Genomic DNA, 20,623 nt, shown 5'->3' with positions numbered 1-20,623 from the left:
CTGCGGCGCTATTGAGCGTCCTCCCCGCCTATCCTTGATCAGCAGAAAACCAAGATTGACCGAGTAAGGATTATTCCTTACCATCCGATCAATACATCCGGGAGAACACTCATGCCTGCCATCCACGAAATCGCCACGTTGACCTCGAAGGGACAGGTCACACTGCCAAAATCCGTTCGCCAGCTACTGGGCGTTGACACAGGTGGCAAGATTGCATTCGACGTGCGCGGGGGTGAAATCGTGGTCAGCCGCGTAGAAACCACTCACGAAGACCCTGCCATCGGTGCGTTCCTGGGTTTGCTGGAGGCTGATATCCGAAACGGACGCAACCTCACCACCCTGCCGGAAGACTTAGCGCAAACCATGCTCGCCAATGCAAACCACCCTGTAAACCTGGACGAAGATATCGACGGTGAGGTCGCGATCTGATGCTGCGACATGGCTGGACACTGTTGTTCCATGAGGGTGTGACTTTACAGCTACGCAAATTGCAAGAAGCCGCCGCCCGGGCCGAGCAGAACGATCCGCAAGGTTTTGAAAGCAACGCCAACGTCAAGCTGCTTCGGGCATTGAGCCATCTGATCATGGAGGCTGTGCCTGCCGACCCGGGCCGTGATGAGTTCCGCCAAGGCAACACGCTGGGCACCGCCTACAGACATTGGCGCCGCGCAAAAATCGGCAGGCGCTTTCGGCTGTTCTTTCGCTACGACTCAAGGTCCAAGGTCATCGTCTATGCATGGGTCAACGACGAAAACACCTTACGGTCCGCAGGCAGCAAATCCGATCCCTACGCCGTATTGAAGATGCTCGGCCGCGGCAACCCTCCTGATGACTGGGATGCGCTGATTACTGCAACGCGTAGCGACTGGGATGAGCCCAAAGCATGAGCTGCGCGACTGGTGAGGGATTGCACGTTTGACACCGGCCCTCCCCTCGGTGCGTGCACTGTAATCCACTCGCAGCTGCTGTAAAAAAGGGTACATCTGGAGTACAAAATCAACTCCCCATTCGTAACCTTTTGATTTATATGGATGTCCAAATGTTCTTTGGGGATCCTGACAGCCTCTGAGCACGATCCCCAGCACCTCATCGCGCAAATAGCCCAGGCTATGGATCAACAGTGCATAGTGCACCACACAAAGCCCGGCATCATTCGCCATCAGGGCATTGTGCTGGCGCACGAACAGCGGCACGCCGAGACGTTCCTCGATGGTGCTTAATGCACCACACCAGCCAATACAAGCTGACGAAAGACACCCACAATCGGTCGCAGATCAACACGATGCCAGGCGGCCCAGCGGCCGATGCTTTGCTGCAACCTCGGCCCAGCATGGGCTTTCACGCTTGGCCGGCAATAACGCCACGCCCCCCCTGTGAGAGCGGCTTCAGCCGCGAAGCAGGCGCCGCGGTATCACATGGATTTCATCAGTCCCGGTCAATCTTGGCATTTGACAAGGCTAAGGACAGGGTCGATACCAATGACATCTCTGCCAAAGGAGTCACCCATGTCGAAGCTTTATCCCAGCATTGATCCTGAGGGGCTGGTCGAGTACTCGGTGGTGTACAGCGACCGCTCGCTCAATCACATGTCGCAGACGTTTCAAGGCGTGATGAAGAACATTTCCAGGACCCTGAAACAGGTCTATAACGCCCAGGCTGTTGCGGTAGTGCCCGGCAGCGGTACATTCGGCATGGAATCGGTAGCGCGCCAGTTTGCCACCGGTCAGCAATGCCTGGTGATACGCAACGGCTGGTTCAGTTATCGCTGGAGCCAGATCCTTGAGATGGGCAACATCCCGGCGGCCACCACGGTGCTGAAAGCCCGACCGGTCGACACTGGTCGCCAGGCTGCCTACGCTCCGCCCCCTCTGGACGAAGTGCTGGCGGCGATAAAGGCGCACAAGCCGCAGATTGTCTTCGCCCCCCACGTTGAAACCTCATCCGGGATTATCCTGCCCGACGATTACCTGCGGGCCGTCGGCGACGCTGTGCATGCGGTGGGCGGCCTGTTCGTGCTCGACTGCATCGCCTCAGGCACGATCTGGGTTGATATGCAAAAGTGCGCAGTCGACCTGCTGATCAGCGCTCCACAGAAAGGCTGGAGCGCCTCCCCTTGCTGCGCCCTGGTGATGCTCAGTGCCTTGGCTCTGGAGCGCATCGAGCAGACGCAAAGCAGCAGTTTCGCCTGCGACCTGAAAAAGTGGCTGCAGATCATGCAGGCCTACGAACAGGGCGGGCATGCCTACCATGCGACCATGCCCAGCGACTCTCTCGCGCGATTTAACAAAGTAATCAACGAGATGCGAGCCTACGGTTTCGACAAGGTCCGCGGCGAACAGCAGGCTCTGGGCGATCGGGTGCGCGCCATGTTGGCCGGCAAAGGCATCAAGAGCGTGGCCGCCGCCGGCTTTCAGGCCCCGGGCGTAGTGGTGAGCTACACCGATGATGCCGATATCAAGAGCGGTAAGAAATTTGTCGAGCACGGCCTGCAGATAGCCGCCGGAGTGCCGTTGCAATGTGACGAGCCGGCCGACTTCCAGACCTTCCGAATCGGTCTGTTCGGGCTCGAAAAACTGCACGATATCGAGCGCACGGTCAGCACCCTTGAGCAGGCACTGGACGAAGTGATGGTGAACTGAGGCCTCATCCTGGCATTTGCCGCTTTCGTGTCCTCGGTGATCGAAAGCGGCACGCCACCGGCACAGATGGTCGGCGATTCGCGAGCGTCTGCGTGAACTTGGCCTGGAACCTTGCGACTGCTTGTCGCCCCCACTCATGGATGCACTCGCGGTTCACGCCGCCAAGCAAAAAGGCACTTACCGCGAATGATGCTGATCTGAACCCTTAAACTGCTTGCAGTTGCCGGTCAGCGTGGTAAGACGAGCGCACCAGCGGCCCGGAGGCCACGTTTCTGAACCCCATCGCCAAGGCCTGCTCGGCAAGCATGGCGAAGGTGTCAGGGTGCACGAAGCGCTGCACCGGCAGGTGGCTGCGAGACGGTTGCAGATACTGCCCCAGGGTCAGCATGTCAACCTGATGCTCACGCATGCGCTGCATCACCTCGACCACCTCGGCATCGGTCTCGCCCAGGCCGAGCATCAGGCCGGACTTTGTCGGTACCGCCGGCAGGCGTTGCTTGAAGCGCTCCAGCAGGTCCAGCGACCACTCGAAGTCCGAGCCCGGCCGTGCCGCCCGGTACAGGCGCGGCACGGTCTCCAGGTTGTGGTTGAACACGTCTGGCGGCTCTTGCGCAGTGATGTCCAGAGCAACGTCCATACGGCCACGGTAATCCGGCACCAGGGTTTCCAGCTGGATACCCGGCGACAGCCTGCGGATCTCGCGCAGGCAATCGGCGAAGTGGCGGGCACCGCCATCGCGCAGGTCGTCACGGTCCACCGAGGTGATCACCACATACTTCAGGCCAAGGTCGGCAATGGCGATGGCAAGGTTCGTCGGCTCATCGGCATCCAGTGGCTTGGGCCGGCCATGGCCGACATCGCAGAACGGGCAACGGCGGGTACAGATATCGCCCATGATCATGAACGTCGCCGTGCCGCCCGAGAAACACTCGCCCAGGTTCGGGCAGGACGCCTCTTCGCACACGCTGTGCAGCTTGTGTTTGCGCAGCAGGGCCTTGACCCGTGCCACTTCCGGCGTGGTGGGAATCTCCACGCGAATCCAGTCGGGTTTGCGCGGCACCTGCTCGGTGGGCAGGATTTTCACCGGGATGCGCGCCACCTTGTCGGCGCCGCGCAGTTTCACCCCGGCCTGCAAGGGCTGCGGGCGCTTAGGGGCAGTCTGGATTTCACTCATGCTCATGCTCCGACAGTCTGGCCTTTAGCCACGGTAGTAACGTTGCGCCACGAACGGTGTGCGCACCACCTGCATCGGCACTTGCTTGCCGCGCACCTGGGCGAACACTTGCGTGCCCAGCGCTGCCTGCTCGCTCTGCAGGTAGCCCATCGCCAGCGGCGCGCCCAGGCTGGGTCCGAAACCGCCACTGGTGACCCGGCCGATCACCTGCTCCCGAGCATCGACGATCACTGCCCCTTCACGCACCGGCACGCGCTCTGCAGGCAGCAGGCCCACGCGCTTGCTGGCCACGCCTTCCTGCTGCTGGGCAAGGATGCGCTCGGCGCCGGGGAAGCCGCCAGCGCGCTCACCCTCGGCACGTCGGGCCTTGGAGATCGCCCAGCCCAGGCTGGCCTCGATCGGCGTGGTGTGCACCGCCATGTCATGGCCGTACAGGCACAGCCCGGCCTCCAGGCGTAGCGAATCACGGGCCCCCAGGCCGATGGGCTGGACCTCGGCTTCGGCCAGCATCGAACGGGCAAGCATGGGCGCCGCCTCGACCGGTACCGAGATTTCGTAGCCGTCTTCGCCGGTGTAGCCCGAGCGGCTGACGTAACAGTCGACACCCAGCAGCCTCACACTGGCGAACTGCATGAAAGTCATGCCGGCAACCTGGGGCGCCAGTCGCGCCAGTACCTTGGCCGCCGCCGGGCCTTGCAGGGCCAGCAAGGCCCGGCTGGCAAACAGCGACTCGACCTCGCAATAACCTTCCAGGTGCTGGCGCAGGTAGGTCAGGTCTTGCTCCTTGCAGGCGGCGTTGACCACCAGCAACAGTTCGTCGTCACCCAGCCTGGCCACCATCAGGTCGTCGAGGATGCCGCCATCGTCATTGGTGAACAGCGCATAGCGCTGCATGCCCACCGGCAGGTCGATGATGTCGACCGGCACCAGCGCTTCCAACGCCCTGGCGGCCTCTGCGCCACGCAGGCGGATCTGGCCCATGTGCGAAACGTCGAACAGACCAGCCTGTTCACGGGTGTGCAGGTGTTCCTTGAGCACACCCAGCGGGTACTGGACCGGCATGGCATAACCGGCGAATGGCACCATGCGTGCCCCCAGCGCCAGGTGCAGGTCGTGCAGCGGGGTTTGTTGCAGTTGTTCTGTGGTCATGGCTGGCTCCTGGCCTTCGATGATATGGGCTGCCGGCACACTGCCGGCAGCCGCCAAGCCCTGAGGTCAGGCCGGATAGACAGGGAACAGCTTGCACAGCGCTGCCACCTGGCGCGCCACCTGGGCCTCGACGTCGGCATCACCGAGATGGTCGAGGATGTCGCAGATCCAGGTCGCCAAGGCGCGGCATTCTGCCTCCTTGAGCCCACGGGTAGTCACTGCCGGGGTACCGATGCGCAGGCCCGAGGTCACGAACGGCGACTGCGGGTCGTTGGGCACCGCGTTCTTGTTCACCGTGATGTGCGCACGGCCCAGTGCCGCGTCGGCATCCTTGCCGGTGATGCCCTGGCGGATCAGGCTGACCAGGAACAGATGGTTGTCGGTGCCACCGGAAACCACGTCGAAACCGCGCTGCATGAACACCTGCGCCATGGCCTGGGCGTTGCTTATGACCTGGCGCTGGTAATCCTTGAAACCAGGCGCCAGGGCCTCCTTGAAGCACACCGCCTTGGCCGCGATCACGTGCATCAGCGGCCCGCCCTGCCCGCCTGGGAACACCGCCGAGTTGAGCTTTTTCTCAAGCTCCGGGTCGGCCTTGGCCAGAATCAGGCCGCCACGCGGCCCGCGCAAGGTCTTGTGGGTGGTGGTGGTGACCACATCGGCATACGGCAGCGGGCTGGGGTACAGGCCTGCCGCGACCAGCCCGGCGACGTGGGCCATGTCGACGAACAGGTAGGCCCCGACCTTGTCGGCGATCTGCCGGAAACGCGGGAAGTCGAGGGTCTTCGAGTAAGCCGAGAAACCAGCCACGATCATCTTCGGCTGGTGCTCGACCGCCAGGCGCTCGACTTCGTCGTAGTCAATCAGGCCGTTGGCATCGATGCCGTATTGCACGGCGTTGTACAGCTTGCCCGAGGACGACACCTTGGCCCCGTGGGTCAGGTGGCCGCCGTGAGCCAGGCTCATGCCCAGCAAGGTATCACCGGCCTGCAGCAGGGCCAGGTAGACCGCCGCGTTGGCCTGGGAGCCCGAGTGTGGCTGGACGTTGGCATAACCGGCACCGAACAACTGCTTGGCGCGGTCGATGGCCAGCTGCTCGACCACGTCGACATGCTCGCAGCCCCCGTAGTAACGCTTGCCCGGGTAGCCTTCGGCGTACTTGTTGGTCAGTTCGGTGCCCTGGGCCTGCATCACCTGGGGGCTGGTGTAGTTTTCCGAAGCGATCAGCTCGATGTGGTCTTCCTGGCGCTGCACTTCACGGCCGATGGCCGCGGACAGTGCAGGGTCGAAATCGGACAGGGTCAGGCTCTTGTGGAACATGGGTGAGATTCCTTGTTGTTCGGTCGGCAAGCACGGCCCGGAAGCGTCCGGGCCAGCAGGGTCAGGCATCTTGATAGCTCGACAGCGGCGGGCAGGCACAGGCCAGGTTGCGGTCGCCGTAGACGTTGTCCACGCGCCCCACCGGCGGCCAGTACTTGCTGTCGCGCAGTTCGGCCAGCGGGTACACCGCCAGCTCCCGGGCATAGCCGTGGGGCCATTCGCCCACCAGCTCGGTGGCGGTATGCGGGGCGTTCTTCAGCGGGTTGTCGAGCTTGTCCAGGGTGCCGTTTCCCACGGCGCGGATTTCCTCGCGGATGCAGATCATCGCTGCGCAGAAGCGGTCCAGTTCTTCCTTGGACTCACTCTCGGTCGGCTCGACCATCAGCGTGCCAGCCACCGGGAAGGACATGGTCGGGGCATGGAAGCCGAAGTCGATCAGGCGCTTGGCCACGTCCTCGACGCTGATGCCGCTGCTGTCCTTGAGCGGGCGCAGGTCGAGGATGCACTCGTGGGCGACCAGTCCGTTCTCGCCGGTGTACAGCACCGGGTAGTGTTCCTCCAGGCGGCGGGCGATGTAGTTGGCATTGAGGATCGCCAGCTGCGAGGCGCGCTTGAGCCCTTCCCCGCCCATCATGCGGATGTACATCCAGGTGATCGGCAGGATGCTGGCACTGCCATAAGGCGCCGCGCTGACCGCGCCCTGCGGGCTCGCCAGATGGGCGTGACCGGGCAGGAACGGCGCCAGGTGCGCCTTGACGCCAATCGGGCCGACACCGGGGCCGCCACCGCCATGGGGGATACAGAAGGTCTTGTGCAGGTTCAGGTGCGACACGTCGCCACCGAACTTGCCCGGGGCGCACAGGCCGACCATGGCGTTCATGTTGGCGCCATCCAGATACACCTGGCCGCCGTGCTCGTGAATGATGTCGCAGATGCGGGTGATGGCATCTTCGAACACGCCGTGGGTCGAGGGGTAGGTGATCATCAGCGCAGCCAGCTGCGCCCTGTGCTGCTCGGCCTTGAGCTGCAGGTCGGCGACATCGACGTTGCCACGCTCGTCGCAGTTGACCACCACCACCCGCATGCCGGCCATCTGCGCCGTGGCCGGGTTGGTGCCATGGGCCGACGACGGGATCAGGCATACATCGCGCCCTGCCTCGCCACGGCTGGCGTGGTAGGCGCGGATCGCCAGCAGGCCGGCATACTCACCCTGGGAACCGGCATTGGGCTGCAGCGACATGGCGTCATAGCCGGTGGCCGCGCAGAGCATGGCCTCCAGTTCATCGGTCAGCTGGCGGTAACCCTGCGACTGCTCAGCCGGGGCGAATGGGTGCAGGGCGCCGAACTCGGGCCAGGTGATCGGGACCATCTCGCTGGCGGCATTGAGCTTCATGGTGCACGAGCCGAGCGCGATCATGCTGCGGTCCAGGGCCAGGTCCTTGTCGGCCAGGCGGCGCAGGTAGCGCATCAGTTCGGTTTCGCTATGGTAGCGGTTGAACACCGGGTGTAGCAGGAACGGGGTCGCGCGTAGCAGTGGCACGGGCAGGCAATCGCTGCTGCCGGCGGCCAACGCGGTGAAGCTTGGAAGCGCCTGGCCGGGTTCGGCGAACACCTGCCACAGGGCCTCGACACTGGCCTGTTCGCAGGTTTCATCCAGCGACACACCAACCCGCAGTTCGTCAATCAGGCGCAGGTTCAGGCGTGCCGCATTGGCGGCAGCCAGCACATCGGCCAAAGGCCTCGCGGTGACCACGCTGATGGTGTCGAAGAAGTGCGCCTGCTCGACCTTGTGCCCGAGCTGTTTCAGCCCTTGCACCAGGATCGCGGTCAGGCGGTGCACCCGCCGGGCGATCTGCTCCAGGCCCTGGGGACCGTGGTAGACCGCATACATGCTGGCGATGTTGGCCAGCAGCACCTGCGCGGTGCAGATGTTGCTGGTGGCCTTTTCGCGGCGGATGTGTTGCTCACGGGTCTGCATGGCCAGGCGCAGGGCCGGCTTGCCGAAGCGGTCGATGGATACGCCGACCAGGCGGCCGGGCATGTCGCGCTTGAACGCATCGCGGGTGGCGAAGTACGCCGCATGCGGGCCGCCAAAGCCCAGCGGCACGCCGAAGCGCTGGGCGCTGCCCAGCACCACATCGGCATCGAACTCACCCGGTGGGGTCAGCAAGGTCAGTGCCAGCAGGTCGGCGGCCACAGCCACCAGCGCACCCGCCGCATGGGCGCGTTGTACCAGGGCGCGGTGGTCGGTGATGGCACCAGTGCTGGCCGGGTACTGCAGCAACAGGCCGAAATAGCCGTCCAGGGCTTGGCCATCCAGCAACGCTTCATCAGCGATGACCACTTCGATACCCAGTGGCTGGGCACGGGTACGCAGCACATCGAGGGTCTGCGGGTGGCAATGGCTGGACGCGAAGAATGCCGGGGCCTTGTTCTTCGCCAGGCGCTTGCAGAAGGTCATGGCCTCGGCGGCGGCGGTGGCTTCGTCGAGCAACGAGGCGTTGGCGATCTGCATGCCGGTGAGGTCGCTGACCAGGGTCTGGAAGTTCAGCAACGCCTCCAGGCGGCCCTGGGAGATTTCCGGCTGGTACGGCGTGTAGGCGGTGTACCAGGCCGGGTTTTCCAGCAGGTTGCGCAGGATCGGCGTGGGCGTGTGGCAAGGGTAATAACCCTGGCCGATGTGGTTGCTGAACAGCTGGTTGTTCGCAGCGATGGCCTTGAGTGCGGCCAGGGCTTCAGCCTCGCCCTGCCCCTTGCTCAGCTCGAGCACGCTGCTGCCTTTGATGCTGGCGGGGATGACGCTGTCGATCAGGGCTTCCAGTGAGTCATGGCCGACCAGCGCCAGCATGGCGTCGATGTCGCCCTCGCGCGGGCCGATGTGGCGGGCGATGAATTCGTTGTCAGTGCCCAGCGGGATGGATGCGTTGGTCATCTCTGCCCCCTGGCTCAGGCGTTGTCGGCCAGGAAGCGGTCGTAGCCGTCCTGGTCCATCAGGCTGTCGAGCTCCGACGGGTTGGCCGCCTGGATGCGGAAGAACCAGCCGTCCTGCATGGGCGAGGTGTTGACCAGCTCGGGGTCGTCGGCCAGGGCCTGGTTGACGGCCACCACGGTGCCGCGCAAAGGCATGGTGATGTTGCTGGCGGCCTTGACCGACTCGAGCACCGCGACTTCGTTGCCCTCTCCGTACTCGCCCGGCTCCGGCAGTTGCACGAACACCACGTCACCCAGGGCCTGCTGGGCATAGCTGGTGATGCCGACGGTCAACTCGCCAGTCGCTTCCAGACGCAGCCATTCGTGTTCAGGAGTAAAACGCAGCGTGCTCATGGATCTTCCTCTCTTGTTATCAGATAGGTCCTGATGCAGGACCGACTGATACAGAGCAAGGGTGATGCCAACTCACTAAAACCCTTATAAATCAATGTCTTACTGTTCTATTTCGGTCCATCCCAAGCCTGCGCGATGGAGCGTATTCGCTCCGTGGCCTGGCCCCGGCAGCCAACCCTGACAGCACGGGCCAATGAAGCCGGGACCACGCCCGCCTGGAGCACAATCACTCCAGCGGAGCGTATTCGCACCGGGCCGGCTACGAGACCCGACTGGCGATGCCGTACTTGCGCAAACGCTGGCCGATCGCCGTGTGCGAAGTCTGCAAGCGCACCGCCAGTTGCCGGGTCGAGGGGTAGCTCGTGTACAGCTTTTCCAGCAAGGATTTTTCAAATGCCTGCACGGCCGCTTCCAGGCTGACGATCTCCTGCCCCTCGGTTTGCTGGCTGCTCAGGGCGGTGCCAGCCAGCTCCAGGTCATCGCAGTCGATCACGTCCCCTTCGCTGATGGCCGCCGCACGGAAGATCACGTTCTGCAACTGGCGCACATTGCCGGACCAGCGATTGCCCAGCAGCAGCGGATGGGTGGCCAGCGCGAGCCGGCAAGGGGCGCGCTGGATCTGCGCACAGGCCTGGCGCAGGAAATGCTCGGCCAGCAGCAGGATGTCCTTGCCGCGCTCACGCAGCGGCGGCACCTGCAGGTTGAGCACGTTGAGGCGATAGTAGAGGTCTTCGCGAAAGCCGCCCTCGATCACCATGTTTTCCAGGTTGCGGTGGGTGGCGCAGACCACCCGCACATTCACCTGCACTTCGCTGCCACCGCCCACCCGGCGAAAACTGCCGTCATTGAGAAAACGCAGCAGCTTGGCCTGCAGGTACGGCGACATCTCGCCCACTTCATCGAGAAACACCGTACCGCCATCGGCCAGTTCCAGCAGGCCCGGTTTGCCGCCCCGCTGGGCGCCGGTGAAGGCACCGGCGGCGTAGCCGAACAGCTCGCTTTCGGCCAGGCTCTCGGGCAACGCCGCGCAGTTCAGCGCCAGGAACGAGGCATCGCGCCGGGCACTCAGCGCGTGGCAGGCACGGGCCACCAGTTCCTTGCCCGTACCGGTCTCGCCCTGGATCAATACCGGCGCCTCCAGGCTCGCCACCTTGTGCAGGCGGGCCTTGAGCGCCTGTAGCGCCGCCGACTCGCCCAGCAACGCCCCCAAGCCTTCGCTGTTGTCATGCAGCAGCGAGGCCAGGCGCTCGCCGATGCGGCTGGGTGGGTACAAGGTCAGCAGGCCACCCACCAGGCCATCGGCGCCACCGCTGATCGGCGTGGCCTCCAGCAGCAGGGCCTGGCCCTGAAAGCCCACCTCGCACATTGGCAGGCGGAAGCCCTTGTCGATCAGGGTCTGGGCCAGGTCCGGCTCGGCAAACAATCTGTTCAACGGCTCACCGGCCGGCTCGCGCCCCACCAGGGCGACCAGGGTCGGGTTCGCCAGCAGCACATGACCGCCAGGGTCCACCGCCAGCACCGGGTCGCTCATCGCCGCCAGCAATGCCTCCAGCTGCAGGCGCCGGCGGTGGCCGGGGAGGAAGTCGACCAGCGCCACCTCCTGCACGCCGTCCACCTCCATCAGGGCAGCGTAGAGTTCGTCCAGCACCACCGGGGACAAGGTTGGGGCATCGATGTAGACGTTGGGCGGAATCATCTCCACCGCATCAAGATTGAGGTTGCGCGCCCCAAGCAGCGAGAGGATTTCCTGAGTGATACCGACACGGTCGACAAAGTTGACGTGGATTCTCATAAAGATTCCCTGCTTGGCAAAAAGACGACAGGGGGACAGCGCAGCGCGCCGTCCCCCTTGGGCAAAACGTGAACAAGGTGATCAATCGGCATCGAATGACAGCTGCATGGCCTGCTGCCTTTTCCGCCAGATCGATCGATAGGCCAGGCCCAGCACGGCAAACCAGACCGGCATCAGGTACAGCGCGCTGCGGGTGTCGGCCTCCAGCGCCAGCAAGGCCAGAATGAAGGCGAAGAACACCAGGCACACCCGGCACATGAACGTGCCGCCCGGCATCTTGTACGTCGACGCCTGGTGCAACGGGTCACGCTGCTTGCGGTACGCCAGGTACGACAGCAGGATGATCGACCAGACGAACATGAACAGCAGTGCCGACACCGTGGTGATCAGCGTGAAGGCCTCGAGCATGTTCGGCACCAGGTAGATGACCAGCGCCCCGCCCGTCAGGCACACACAGGAAAAGATCAGGCCGTTGGAAGGTACCGCGCGGCGGGACAGCGCACCGAACTTGCCAGGCGCATCGCCATCCACTGCCAGGCCGTAAAGCATGCGGCTGGTCGAGAAGACGCCGCTGTTGGCCGACGACATGGCCGAGGTCAGCACCACGAAGTTGATGATGCCCGCGGCTGCCGGCAGACCGGCCAGTACGAACAGCTCGACGAAGGGGCTCTTGTTGGCCACCACTTCACGCCAGGGCGTGACGGCCATGATGGCGACCAGCGCGAGCACGTAGAAGACGATGATGCGCAAGGGAATCGAGTTGATCGCCCGTGGCAGGTTGCGTTCCGGGTTCTTGGTTTCGGCGGCGGTGGTCCCCACCAGTTCGATGCCTACGAAAGCAAACACCGCAATCTGGAAGCCGGCAAAGAAGCCCATGGCGCCATGGGGGAACATGCCACCGTCATTCCACAGGTTGGCCAGCGATGCCGCATGCCCGGCCGGCGACTGGTAAGCCAGCGCCACCATGTAGAACCCGGTGCAGACCAGCGCGCAGATGGCGACGATCTTGATCATGGCGAACCAGAACTCCATTTCGCCGAACATCTTCACCGTCATCAGGTTCAAGCTGAGCAACAGGCCGACACACGCCAACGCCGGTATCCACAAGGGGATGTCGGGGAACCAGAACTGCGAATAGGCAGAGATGGCGATCACGTCGGCGATACCGGTGACAATCCAGCAGAACCAGTAGGTCCAGCCGGTGAAGAACCCCGCCCACGGGCCGAGCAGGTCAGCCGAGAAATCGATGAACGACTTGTACTTCAAGTTGGACAACAACAGTTCGCCCATTGCCCGCATGACAAAGAACAGCATGAAGCCGATGATCATGTAGACAAAGATGATGGAGGGCCCCGCCAGGCTGATGGTCTTGCCAGAGCCCATGAACAGGCCGGTGCCGATAGCACCGCCAATGGCGATCAACTGGATATGGCGGTTGGACAGGTTACGCTTGAGTTCGTGTGCGTCACCATCAGGCGGGCGGTGACCGTGGGGCAAGTTATTCATTGTTTTCTACCTTGCTAGTCTAATTGTTTTTATAACGTCACAAGTTCAAACCTCGAGACCGGATGAACAACTTTCAAGTCCGATCGCGTGCAAGGTAGGGAGCAAGCTCTGTGCCAAACGCCAATAGCGCTAGTTGGCGGGGTTTTATTCAATCAGGGCTTTCGTGGCTGTAAAGAAGTCACTCCAGAAAACCGTGCCAATCAGGCGTTCGAGCAGCCCCGGGCACACTGAGCGCTACCCCTCCCCGTTCTGTATCGAAATCATTCCAATGGAGCGCATTCAGTCCGCCAGGCTGACGCGATCCCCTGCAGGAGCGTCAGCCCGGCTATTTAGCGGACAGGCATCTCGCGCAGCGGCGCACGGCTGCGTTGCTGCTCCTCCCAGCCCCCAACCAGGCCAACCGGCACATCGCTCGGTGCCAGCGGCTGGCGCCCGCGCACCAGGTCGGCAGCGCGTTCGGCCAGCATGATGGTCGGCGCGTTGAGGTTGCCATTGGGCTCGCTCGGGAACACCGAGGAGTCGATCACCCGCAGCCCCTGCAGGCCATGCACACGCAATGTCGAATCGACCACTGCCATGTCATCCTCGCCCATCCGGCACGAGCCGCACGGGTGCATGGTGCTTTCCATGTTGGCGCGCACGAATGCGTCGATTTGCTCATCGGTCTGCACTTGCGGCCCAGGCGCCAGCTCCTCGCCGCGGAAACGGTCCATGGCCGGCTGGGCGATGATTTCGCGGGTCAGCCGCACACAGCGGCGAAAGCCCTCCCGGTCTTCCTCGCTCTCGAGGTAGTTGAAGCGGATTTCCGGATGTTGGTACGGGTCGGCCGACAGCGCCCGCACATGGCCACGGCTCTTGGGCTTGTTGGGCCCGGTCAGCACCATGAAACCATGGCCCTTGAACGGTTTGTCGCCGTCATAGCGCATGGCCGCCGGCAGGAAGTGGAACTGGATGTCCGGCCAGCGCAGGCCCTTGGATGAGCGGATGAAACCGCCCGCCTCAAAGTGGTTGCTGGCGCCCAGACCGTCCTTGAACAGCAACCAGCGCAGACCGATCATCGCCTTGCCAAGCAGGTTCATCTTGCCGTTGAGGGTCACCGGCTCCTTGCACGCATACTGGATGTAGATTTCCGAGTGGTCCTGAAGGTTCTCGCCCACCCCAGGCAAGGGGTGGCGCACCTCGATGCCAGCCTTCTTCAGCACGGCCTCGGGGCCGATGCCGGACCGTTGCAACAAGTGCGGCGAACCGATCGGGCCGGACGCCACCAGCACCTCGCGGTTGCACAGGACCTTGTGGGTCTGGCCGCCGTGATCATATTCCACGCCCACCGCCCGCTTGCCATCGAGCAGGATGCGCCGGGTCATGGCATGGGTGATCACGGTCAGGTTCGGCCGGCTCATGGCCGGGGGCAGATAGGCGTTGGCCGTGGACCAGCGCACGCCATCCTTGACCGTCATGTGCATGGCACCAAAGCCTTCCTGCATGTAGCCGTTGCAGTCGTCGGTCTTGATATAGCCGGCTTCGGCACCGGCCTCGACCCAGGCGCCGTACAGCGGGTTCTGCATGTTGTTGCCGTTGTTGGTGGCCAGCGGCCCCATGCCGCCGCGGTAGTCATCACCGCCAAACTTGTACTGCTCGGCACGCTTGAAGTACGGCAGGCAGTTACGGTAGCTCCAGTTCTTCGCCCCCAGGCTTTCCCATTCATCGAAGTCGCAGGCATGGCCACGGATGTAGACCAGCCCATTGATCGAGGACGAGCCGCCCAGCACCTTGCCCCGCGGGCAATGCAGGCGGCGGTTGTCCAGGTGCGCTTCGGCGACGGTCTCGTAGCGCCAGTTGTACTTCTTGGTGTTCATCGGCAACGAGAAGGCACTGGGCATCTGGATCAGCACACTGCGGTCGCTGCCGCCGAACTCCAGAACCAGCACCGAGGTACCGGCGTCTTCGCTCAAGCGGTTGGCCAGGACGCAGCCAGCAGAGCCTGCGCCGATGATGATGTAGTCGTATCGCTTGGTCATGGTTCTAGTCCTGTACACGAAGGCCGGCAGCCTGGATGTTGTGTTCATTGCGCTTTGGGTAGCCGCCCCAGCCCAGGCGCGTCGCCAGCAGCCGGGTCAGGCCGTAATGCACCAGCCCGGCCAGCAGGCAGGACGGCAGCGAGGCGGTGGCGAAAGTGAAGAAGTCGGTATGGGCCAGGGTCTGCGGGTTGAACACCACCACATAGATCGCGAAGCCCGCCACCAGCGCCAGCAGCGCGATGGGGTTGAAGCCTTTGCAGTAGCGCAACGGCGACACGCTCTGTTCGGCGTAGAGCTGGCGCAGGTTCAGGCGCTGCTTGCGCAGGAAGAAGTAATCGGCGATGCCGATGCCGGCCAGGGCGCTGTTGAGCGCGGAGGTCCACACCAGGAAGATGAAGAAGCCGTCGTAGATCCCCGGCAGGAACACCACGATCAATACCGGGATGATGCAGAACAGCCCGATCAGTACCCCCCAGCCCACGCTGCGCAGGCGCTCGCCGCCCAGCTGGCGCAAGCCGATCACCGCGGTGTAGAGGATGTTGACCATGCCGGTCAGGTTGGCCAGCGCCAGGAAGCTCAGCGCGATGACGCCGAACCCCATGCCGCCGGCCAGGCGCATCCACGCGGTAGGGTCGCTGCTGCCCAGGGTAGTGGCGGCGAACAGGCTGATTGACTCGCCCAGCGACGCCGCAGCGAAGATACCCACCAGGTTGGGCCAGAAGGCCGTGCGCTGGTTGCTGCACAGGCGCGACAGGTTGCCGATGTAGGGCCACCAGGAGAAGCCCGCGGCGATGTTGATCTCCACCGCGACCATGAAGTTGACGTGCGGGTTCTCGAACGGTGGCTGCAAAGGCGGCATGGCCAGCAGTTCGTCGAAGCTGTAGCGACCGGAGATGAAGTACATCAGTGCCAGCATGATCAGGATCAGGCTGGGCGCGATCACCGCGCTCAGCCGGCGGATCATGTCCGGCCCGCGCATGGCCACCAGCGCCGCCAGCACGATGGCCAGCAAGCCTCCCGCGGTTACCAGCCAGCCATCACCATTGGGCTGGCTCTGCTGCACCAGGGTTTCCAGGTTGTCCAGCGCCCGCCCGCACATCAGCCCCAGCACCGCCAGCCAGCCCATGGTCAGCACCACCACCGAGAGGAAGTACACCAGGCGGCTGCCATTGAGGCCGAACATGCTACGCAGGAAGGTGAACTGCTCGACGCCGTACTTGCCACACGGCAGACAGGTGGACGACGCGGCGAGGACCACGCCGATGATGTTGCCGATGATGATTGCGGCAATCCCTTGCAAGGGCCCGACGAACAGCGCGGTGGCGCCGCCGATCAGGAACACCCAGGTGGCCACCGCCAGCGCCGAGTTGGCGTAGGCAAACCCCCAGAAACCCCAAACCCGCTCATTGGGCAGCAAGGGGGTGTCGCCACGTTCCGCGCTCAGGCGAAATTCTTGCTCGCGGGAAGCACTCATGGCTGGCCTCCCAGGTAGTACGCGCCGGCAACCATCACCAGCGTCAGCAGGGCCAGTGCCACCACGTCGGCCACCGTCAATGCGCCCGGCCAGTGCGCTTTGTTCTCCAGTTCTTCATAGGCACGCAAGCGCCTTTCCAGGTCTTGCGCTCGCTCGATATCCACTTGGCTGTTCATCGGCATCACCTCGACAGGTTCTTGTTCTTGAAATTCGATGCGTTCGATAAACCTGCGCCGCTCGCCAACCTTCAGCGGCGCAGGACGGCCCTGTTACCTCAGGGCAAGGTGATCCAGACCGCCTTGGTCTCCAGCAGGAACTCCAGTTGTTCTGCGCCCATGTCCTTGCCATAGCCCGACTGCTTGTAACCACCGAACGGCATGGACGGGTCCAGGGTGCTGTGGGCATTGACGTACACCGTGCCCGCACGCAGGCGCGGAATCAGCCCATGGACCTTGCCCAGGTCGTTGGAGTAGATCGCCGCCGCCAGGCCGAACTCCGAATCGTTGGCCAGGGCCAGCGCCTGTTCCTGGGTGTCGAACGGCTGGGTCACCAGCACCGGGCCGAAGATCTCCTCGCGAACCACCCGCATGTCGTTGCTGCAGTTGGCGAAGATCGTGGGCTGCACGAAGAAGCCCGGGCCGTCGAGCGGCTCGCCGCCGTAGTACACCTGCGCGCCTTCGGCCTTGCCCAGGGCGATGTAGTCCAGCACCCGCTGCTGTTGCTGGAGCGACACCATGGGGCTTATGAAACAGTCCGGATCCAGGCCCGGGGCTATCTTCAGGGTGGCGGTGTACCTGGCCAGCGCTTCGAGGAACGCCGGGTAGACACTGCGTTCGACATACGCACGGGTGCCGGCGTCGCACACCTGCCCGGAGTTGAAGAACACCCCGTTGGCCACGGCTTGCGCCGCTGCCTCGATGTCCGCATCGGCGAACACGATCACTGGCGACTTGCCGCCCAGCTCCAGGGTCAGGCGTTTCATCTGGTCCATCGCCGATTTGCCCACCGAGCAGCCGACCGGTGTCGAACCGGTAAAACTCAGCTTGTCGATGCCCGGGTGACGGGACATCGCCTCGCCGACCACGCTGCCGCGCCCGGTCACGATGTTCACCACCCCGTCGGGAATACCCGAGGCCTGCACCAGCTCGGCAAAGCGCAGCGCCGACAACGAAGTCAGCTCTGCCGGCTTGACCACCACCGTGCAACCGGTCGCCAGCGCCGCACCGAGCTTCCAGGCCATGGTCTGCAGCGGGAAGTTCCACGGCACGATGGCACCGACCACCCCCACCGCCTCCTTGCGCGTGTACGCCAGGTAATTCCCAGGCAGCGAAGGCTCGACCGTGCGGCCGTGGATCTTGCTGGCCCAGCCGGCGAAATAGCGCAGGGTATCGACCGTGCCCTGGATATCGACCGCGCGTGCCTGGGCGACCGACTTGCCCATGTCGATGGCTTCGATCTGCGCCAGCTCGTCGCCGTGGGTCTCGATCAGGTCGGCCAGGCGATGGATAAGGCGCTCGCGCTCCAGTGGCTTGAGCTGGCTCCAGGCACCGCCATCGAACTGCGCACGTGCTGCGCGCACGGCGCGATCAAGGTCATCCGCAGTGGCCATGGGGATGCGCGTCAGCACACCCTCGGTGGACGGCTCGACCACCTCGGCACTGCCGCCGTCGCTGGCCTCAAGCCAGGCGCCGGCAATGAACATGCGCTGCGGTTTGCCGAGAAAGTGCTGGGTCGCCTCGGATACACCAAAGGCCTGCAAGTAGTCTTTTACCTTGTGGTCCACAGGACAGTCTCCGGGTCAGCGGGCTTTGGCGCGCGCGTGGAAGATGAAGCCGATGCTGTTCATCAGCAGTTGCGCGGCGAGGATCGAGGTCATGCCGGTGGGGTCGTAGGCCGGGGCCACTTCTACCAGGTCCATGCCTACAATCCGGCCGTGGCTGCGCTGCGCCAGAGCCTGGATGATTTCCAGCACTTCGTAGTACAAGAATCCGCCATGGCTCGGCGTGCCGGTGCCCGGGGCGATGGACGGGTCGAAGCCGTCGATGTCGATGGTGATGTAGTAGTTGCGGCCTTCGGGGATTTTCGCCAGCACGCCCGCGCAGCCCAGGCGGCGCACGTCACGTACCGACAGGATCTGCGAACCGGCCTCACGTGCGGCATCGTAGTCGTCGCGGTTGGAGGACGACACGTTGCGGATGCCCATCTGGGTCATGCCGACAATGTGTTCCAGCTCCGAAGCGCGGCGCAGCGGGCTACCGTGCCCGTAGCGCACGCCATGGCGCTCGTCGACGAAATCCAGGTGGGCATCGAAGTGCACGATATGGATCGGCCCATGGCCTTCGAACGCCTTGATGACCGGGGCGTGCACCGAATGGTCACCACCCAGCACCACCGGCATGGCCCCCGCGGCAAGGATCTGCCGCACCGCCGACTCGATGTTGGCGTTGCTGCTGGCCATGTCGGTGTGCACGATATCGGCATCGCCAACGTCGACCATGCGGACCTGGTCTTCGGTCAGGTAGGTGGTGTCATCCTCGAAGTCGTAGGCGCCGGCATGGCCGAAGGAGAACAGGGTCGATGCCTCGCGAATGCCGCGGGGTCCGAAACGTGCCCCCGAACGCCACTGGGTGCCCATGTCGTTGGGCGCGCCGAGGATTGCCACATCGGCGTCGATCGCCGCCCAGTCGGTGCACACCGGGGCCTTGGCAAACGTGCAATGGCCCACGAAGGGCAGGTTCAGGCGGCCGGACTCGTAACCGTGCTTTGCCATGTTCTGGTTTCTCCAGTTCTTGTTCTGTTTCAGGAGACGGGGCGACTGCTCGACCACCGTTGCGATCCACTATGGCAACCGTGCCAGCAAGGAAAAATGCGCAAGTGCAGATACATACATCGCCCTATCCGAAGTATCTGCCGGTGGTTAAACCCGGCGATACCAGGCATTGCAGCGGCCAGGTACTCATGGTTAGCTTGCGCGACAAGAACAATGCACGGGTGTTCATATCAGCACTGGCGATGTGACACCCGGCCGGGAGGCTACGGTGATCCAGCTGCACGATGTCGACCTTAAACTGCTCAGGGTATTCACCACGATCGTCAGGTGCGGCGGCTTTTCTGCGGCACAGGCCGCGCTCAATGCCGGCCAGTCGACCATAAGCGAACAGATGTCGCATCTGGAAACCCGCCTGGGGGTCAAGCTCTGCCAGCGCGGGCGCAGTGGCTTTCGCCTGACCGAGCAAGGGGTGGCCATCCATGAAGCGACCCTGCGCCTGCTCAGTGCCGTGGAGAGCTTCTGCATGGACGCCGACGTGCTCAAGCAGCACATCAGCGGCAAGCTCAACCTGGGCATCATCGACTCCACCCTGACCGACCCCGTCTCGCCCCTGCCGCGCACCACCCAGCGCTTTGTTTCGCGTGGGCACGATGCCCACCTGCACATCTATATCGGTGCCCCGGCGGAACTCGAAGAGCGCGTGCTCGACGGCAGGCTGCACCTGGCCATCGGCCACTTCCCATTGCGGGTCGCGGGGCTGTCCTACCAGCCGCTGTATGACGAGGCCCTGGGACTCTACTGTGGCCGGCGCCACCCGCTGTTCGCCAGCAACGCGAGCAACGGTCGGCTGATGGAGGACGTGCGCCAGAGCCGGATCGTGGTGCGCGGCTACATGCAGCAGTACGACCTGGAGCAGTTGGGCATCACCAAGGCCGATGCGACCGTGGAGAACATCGAGGCAGCGGCGATCCTGATCATTTCCGGCGCCTATATCGGCTTCTTGCCGGTGCACTTCGCCGAGCAATGGATCAAGACCGGCGACATGCGCCGCCTGGGTGCCAGCCTGCTGGACCTCTGCTCGCCGTTCGATGTGGTCACCCGCCGCGGCGTGTCGCGCCCACCCATCCTGCAGGCGTTCCTCGAAGACCTCGATGCCTGCGCCTCCCAGCCCGGCTCCTCCTGATTCACCCCGCTACTCGAAACGGACGATCCCCGCCCGCCAATACTGCGCTGCCGTCGTTGCCAACCCCCTGCCCGCCGCCCCAACATCAATGACTGGAGAACCTATGAGGGTATTGGTAAGCGTCAAGCGAGTGGTCGATTACAACGTCCCCGCCTGTGTCGCCGCTGACCGGCTACAGGTCGCAGGTAGCTGATCGCGACCGACCGCTTTCGACCCAGGCTGTGTGAAAACGCAAGTAAGTACGTCGAGTAGCGAAAGAAGCTGGGGCACCCTG

General features: G+C 63.7%; 16 protein-coding genes and 1 pseudogene. 5 read left to right on the top strand and 12 right to left on the bottom strand.

The window, feature by feature from the left end:
* The first annotated feature begins 111 nt into the window (after positions 1-111).
* The 4 genes and pseudogenes from B2790_RS14565 to B2790_RS14550 form a co-directional block, all read left to right on the top strand.
* Positions 112-429 carry a type II toxin-antitoxin system PrlF family antitoxin gene (locus tag B2790_RS14565; protein WP_075045414.1) on the top strand — a complete coding sequence of 106 codons (318 nt, stop codon included), beginning with the start codon at positions 112-114 and terminating at the stop codon, positions 427-429.
* Positions 429-887 carry a type II toxin-antitoxin system YhaV family toxin gene (locus B2790_RS14560; protein WP_286919064.1) on the top strand — a complete coding sequence of 153 codons (459 nt, stop codon included), beginning with the start codon at positions 429-431 and terminating at the stop codon, positions 885-887. The genes B2790_RS14565 and B2790_RS14560 overlap by 1 nt, the downstream gene beginning before the upstream one ends.
* 618 nt (positions 888-1,505) lie before the next feature.
* Positions 1,506-2,639, top strand: a complete 1,134-nt coding sequence (locus tag B2790_RS14555) for an aminotransferase class V-fold PLP-dependent enzyme (RefSeq protein ID WP_286919168.1) — start codon at positions 1,506-1,508, stop codon at positions 2,637-2,639.
* Between the two features lie 15 nt (positions 2,640-2,654).
* Positions 2,655-2,829: pseudogene (locus B2790_RS14550) on the top strand (glutathione-dependent formaldehyde-activating protein); the annotation flags it as partial.
* Positions 2,830-2,844: 15 nt separating this feature from the next.
* Here B2790_RS14550 and lipA read toward each other — a convergent pair.
* The 12 genes from lipA to speB all read right to left on the bottom strand — a co-directional run bounded on the left by lipA (position 2,845) and on the right by speB (position 19,166).
* Positions 2,845-3,813, bottom strand: a complete 969-nt coding sequence (gene lipA, locus B2790_RS14545; protein WP_413697930.1) for a lipoyl synthase — start codon at positions 3,811-3,813, stop codon at positions 2,845-2,847.
* 24 nt (positions 3,814-3,837) lie between these two features.
* A complete protein-coding gene (gcvT, locus tag B2790_RS14540) occupies positions 3,838-4,962 on the bottom strand; it encodes a glycine cleavage system aminomethyltransferase GcvT (protein WP_286919063.1) in 1,125 nt (374 codons plus the stop codon).
* Between the two features lie 66 nt (positions 4,963-5,028).
* Entirely contained in the window at positions 5,029-6,282 is a 1,254-nt protein-coding gene (glyA, locus tag B2790_RS14535) for a serine hydroxymethyltransferase (protein WP_075045420.1), read from the bottom strand.
* A 61-nt stretch (positions 6,283-6,343) separates the two neighbouring features.
* Positions 6,344-9,214 (bottom strand): aminomethyl-transferring glycine dehydrogenase, encoded by a 2,871-nt coding sequence (gene gcvP / locus B2790_RS14530; protein ID WP_286919062.1) that lies wholly within the window; start codon positions 9,212-9,214, stop codon positions 6,344-6,346.
* A gap of 14 nt (positions 9,215-9,228) precedes the next feature.
* On the bottom strand, positions 9,229-9,606 hold the full coding sequence (gene gcvH / locus B2790_RS14525; protein WP_075045422.1) for a glycine cleavage system protein GcvH: 378 nt from the start codon (positions 9,604-9,606) through the stop codon (positions 9,229-9,231).
* 259 nt (positions 9,607-9,865) lie between these two features.
* On the bottom strand, positions 9,866-11,398 hold the full coding sequence (locus B2790_RS14520) for a sigma-54-dependent transcriptional regulator (protein ID WP_286919061.1): 1,533 nt from the start codon (positions 11,396-11,398) through the stop codon (positions 9,866-9,868).
* Positions 11,399-11,479: 81 nt separating this feature from the next.
* On the bottom strand, positions 11,480-12,904 hold the full coding sequence (gene cycA / locus B2790_RS14515; protein WP_075045424.1) for a D-serine/D-alanine/glycine transporter: 1,425 nt from the start codon (positions 12,902-12,904) through the stop codon (positions 11,480-11,482).
* Between the two features lie 329 nt (positions 12,905-13,233).
* Positions 13,234-14,922: a choline dehydrogenase gene (gene betA, locus B2790_RS14510; RefSeq protein ID WP_286919060.1), complete on the bottom strand. Its 1,689-nt coding sequence runs from the start codon at positions 14,920-14,922 to the stop codon at positions 13,234-13,236.
* A 4-nt stretch (positions 14,923-14,926) separates the two neighbouring features.
* Positions 14,927-16,396 (bottom strand): purine-cytosine permease family protein, encoded by a 1,470-nt coding sequence (locus B2790_RS14505; RefSeq protein ID WP_286919059.1) that lies wholly within the window; start codon positions 16,394-16,396, stop codon positions 14,927-14,929.
* On the bottom strand, positions 16,393-16,572 hold the full coding sequence (locus B2790_RS14500) for a hypothetical protein (RefSeq protein WP_031325569.1): 180 nt from the start codon (positions 16,570-16,572) through the stop codon (positions 16,393-16,395). Before B2790_RS14500 ends, B2790_RS14505 begins: the two co-directional genes overlap by 4 nt.
* Before the next feature lie 98 nt (positions 16,573-16,670).
* Complete coding sequence (locus B2790_RS14495; protein WP_084785202.1) at positions 16,671-18,179, bottom strand: aldehyde dehydrogenase family protein; 1,509 nt, start codon at positions 18,177-18,179, stop codon at positions 16,671-16,673.
* Between the two features lie 15 nt (positions 18,180-18,194).
* A complete protein-coding gene (gene speB / locus B2790_RS14490; protein ID WP_075045427.1) occupies positions 18,195-19,166 on the bottom strand; it encodes an agmatinase in 972 nt (323 codons plus the stop codon).
* Positions 19,167-19,434: 268 nt separating this feature from the next.
* Between speB and B2790_RS14485 the strand changes: the two genes are divergently transcribed.
* A complete protein-coding gene (locus tag B2790_RS14485) occupies positions 19,435-20,349 on the top strand; it encodes a LysR family transcriptional regulator (protein WP_286919058.1) in 915 nt (304 codons plus the stop codon).
* Positions 20,350-20,623: the final 274 nt, after the last annotated feature.

The organism is Pseudomonas sp. UBA6753, from assembly GCF_002453565.1.
Taxonomy (GTDB): Bacteria; Pseudomonadota; Gammaproteobacteria; order Pseudomonadales; family Pseudomonadaceae; genus Aquipseudomonas; species Aquipseudomonas putida_Z.
Note: the sequence above shows the minus strand (reverse complement) of the source record. Positions and strands in the feature narration are given on the sequence as shown.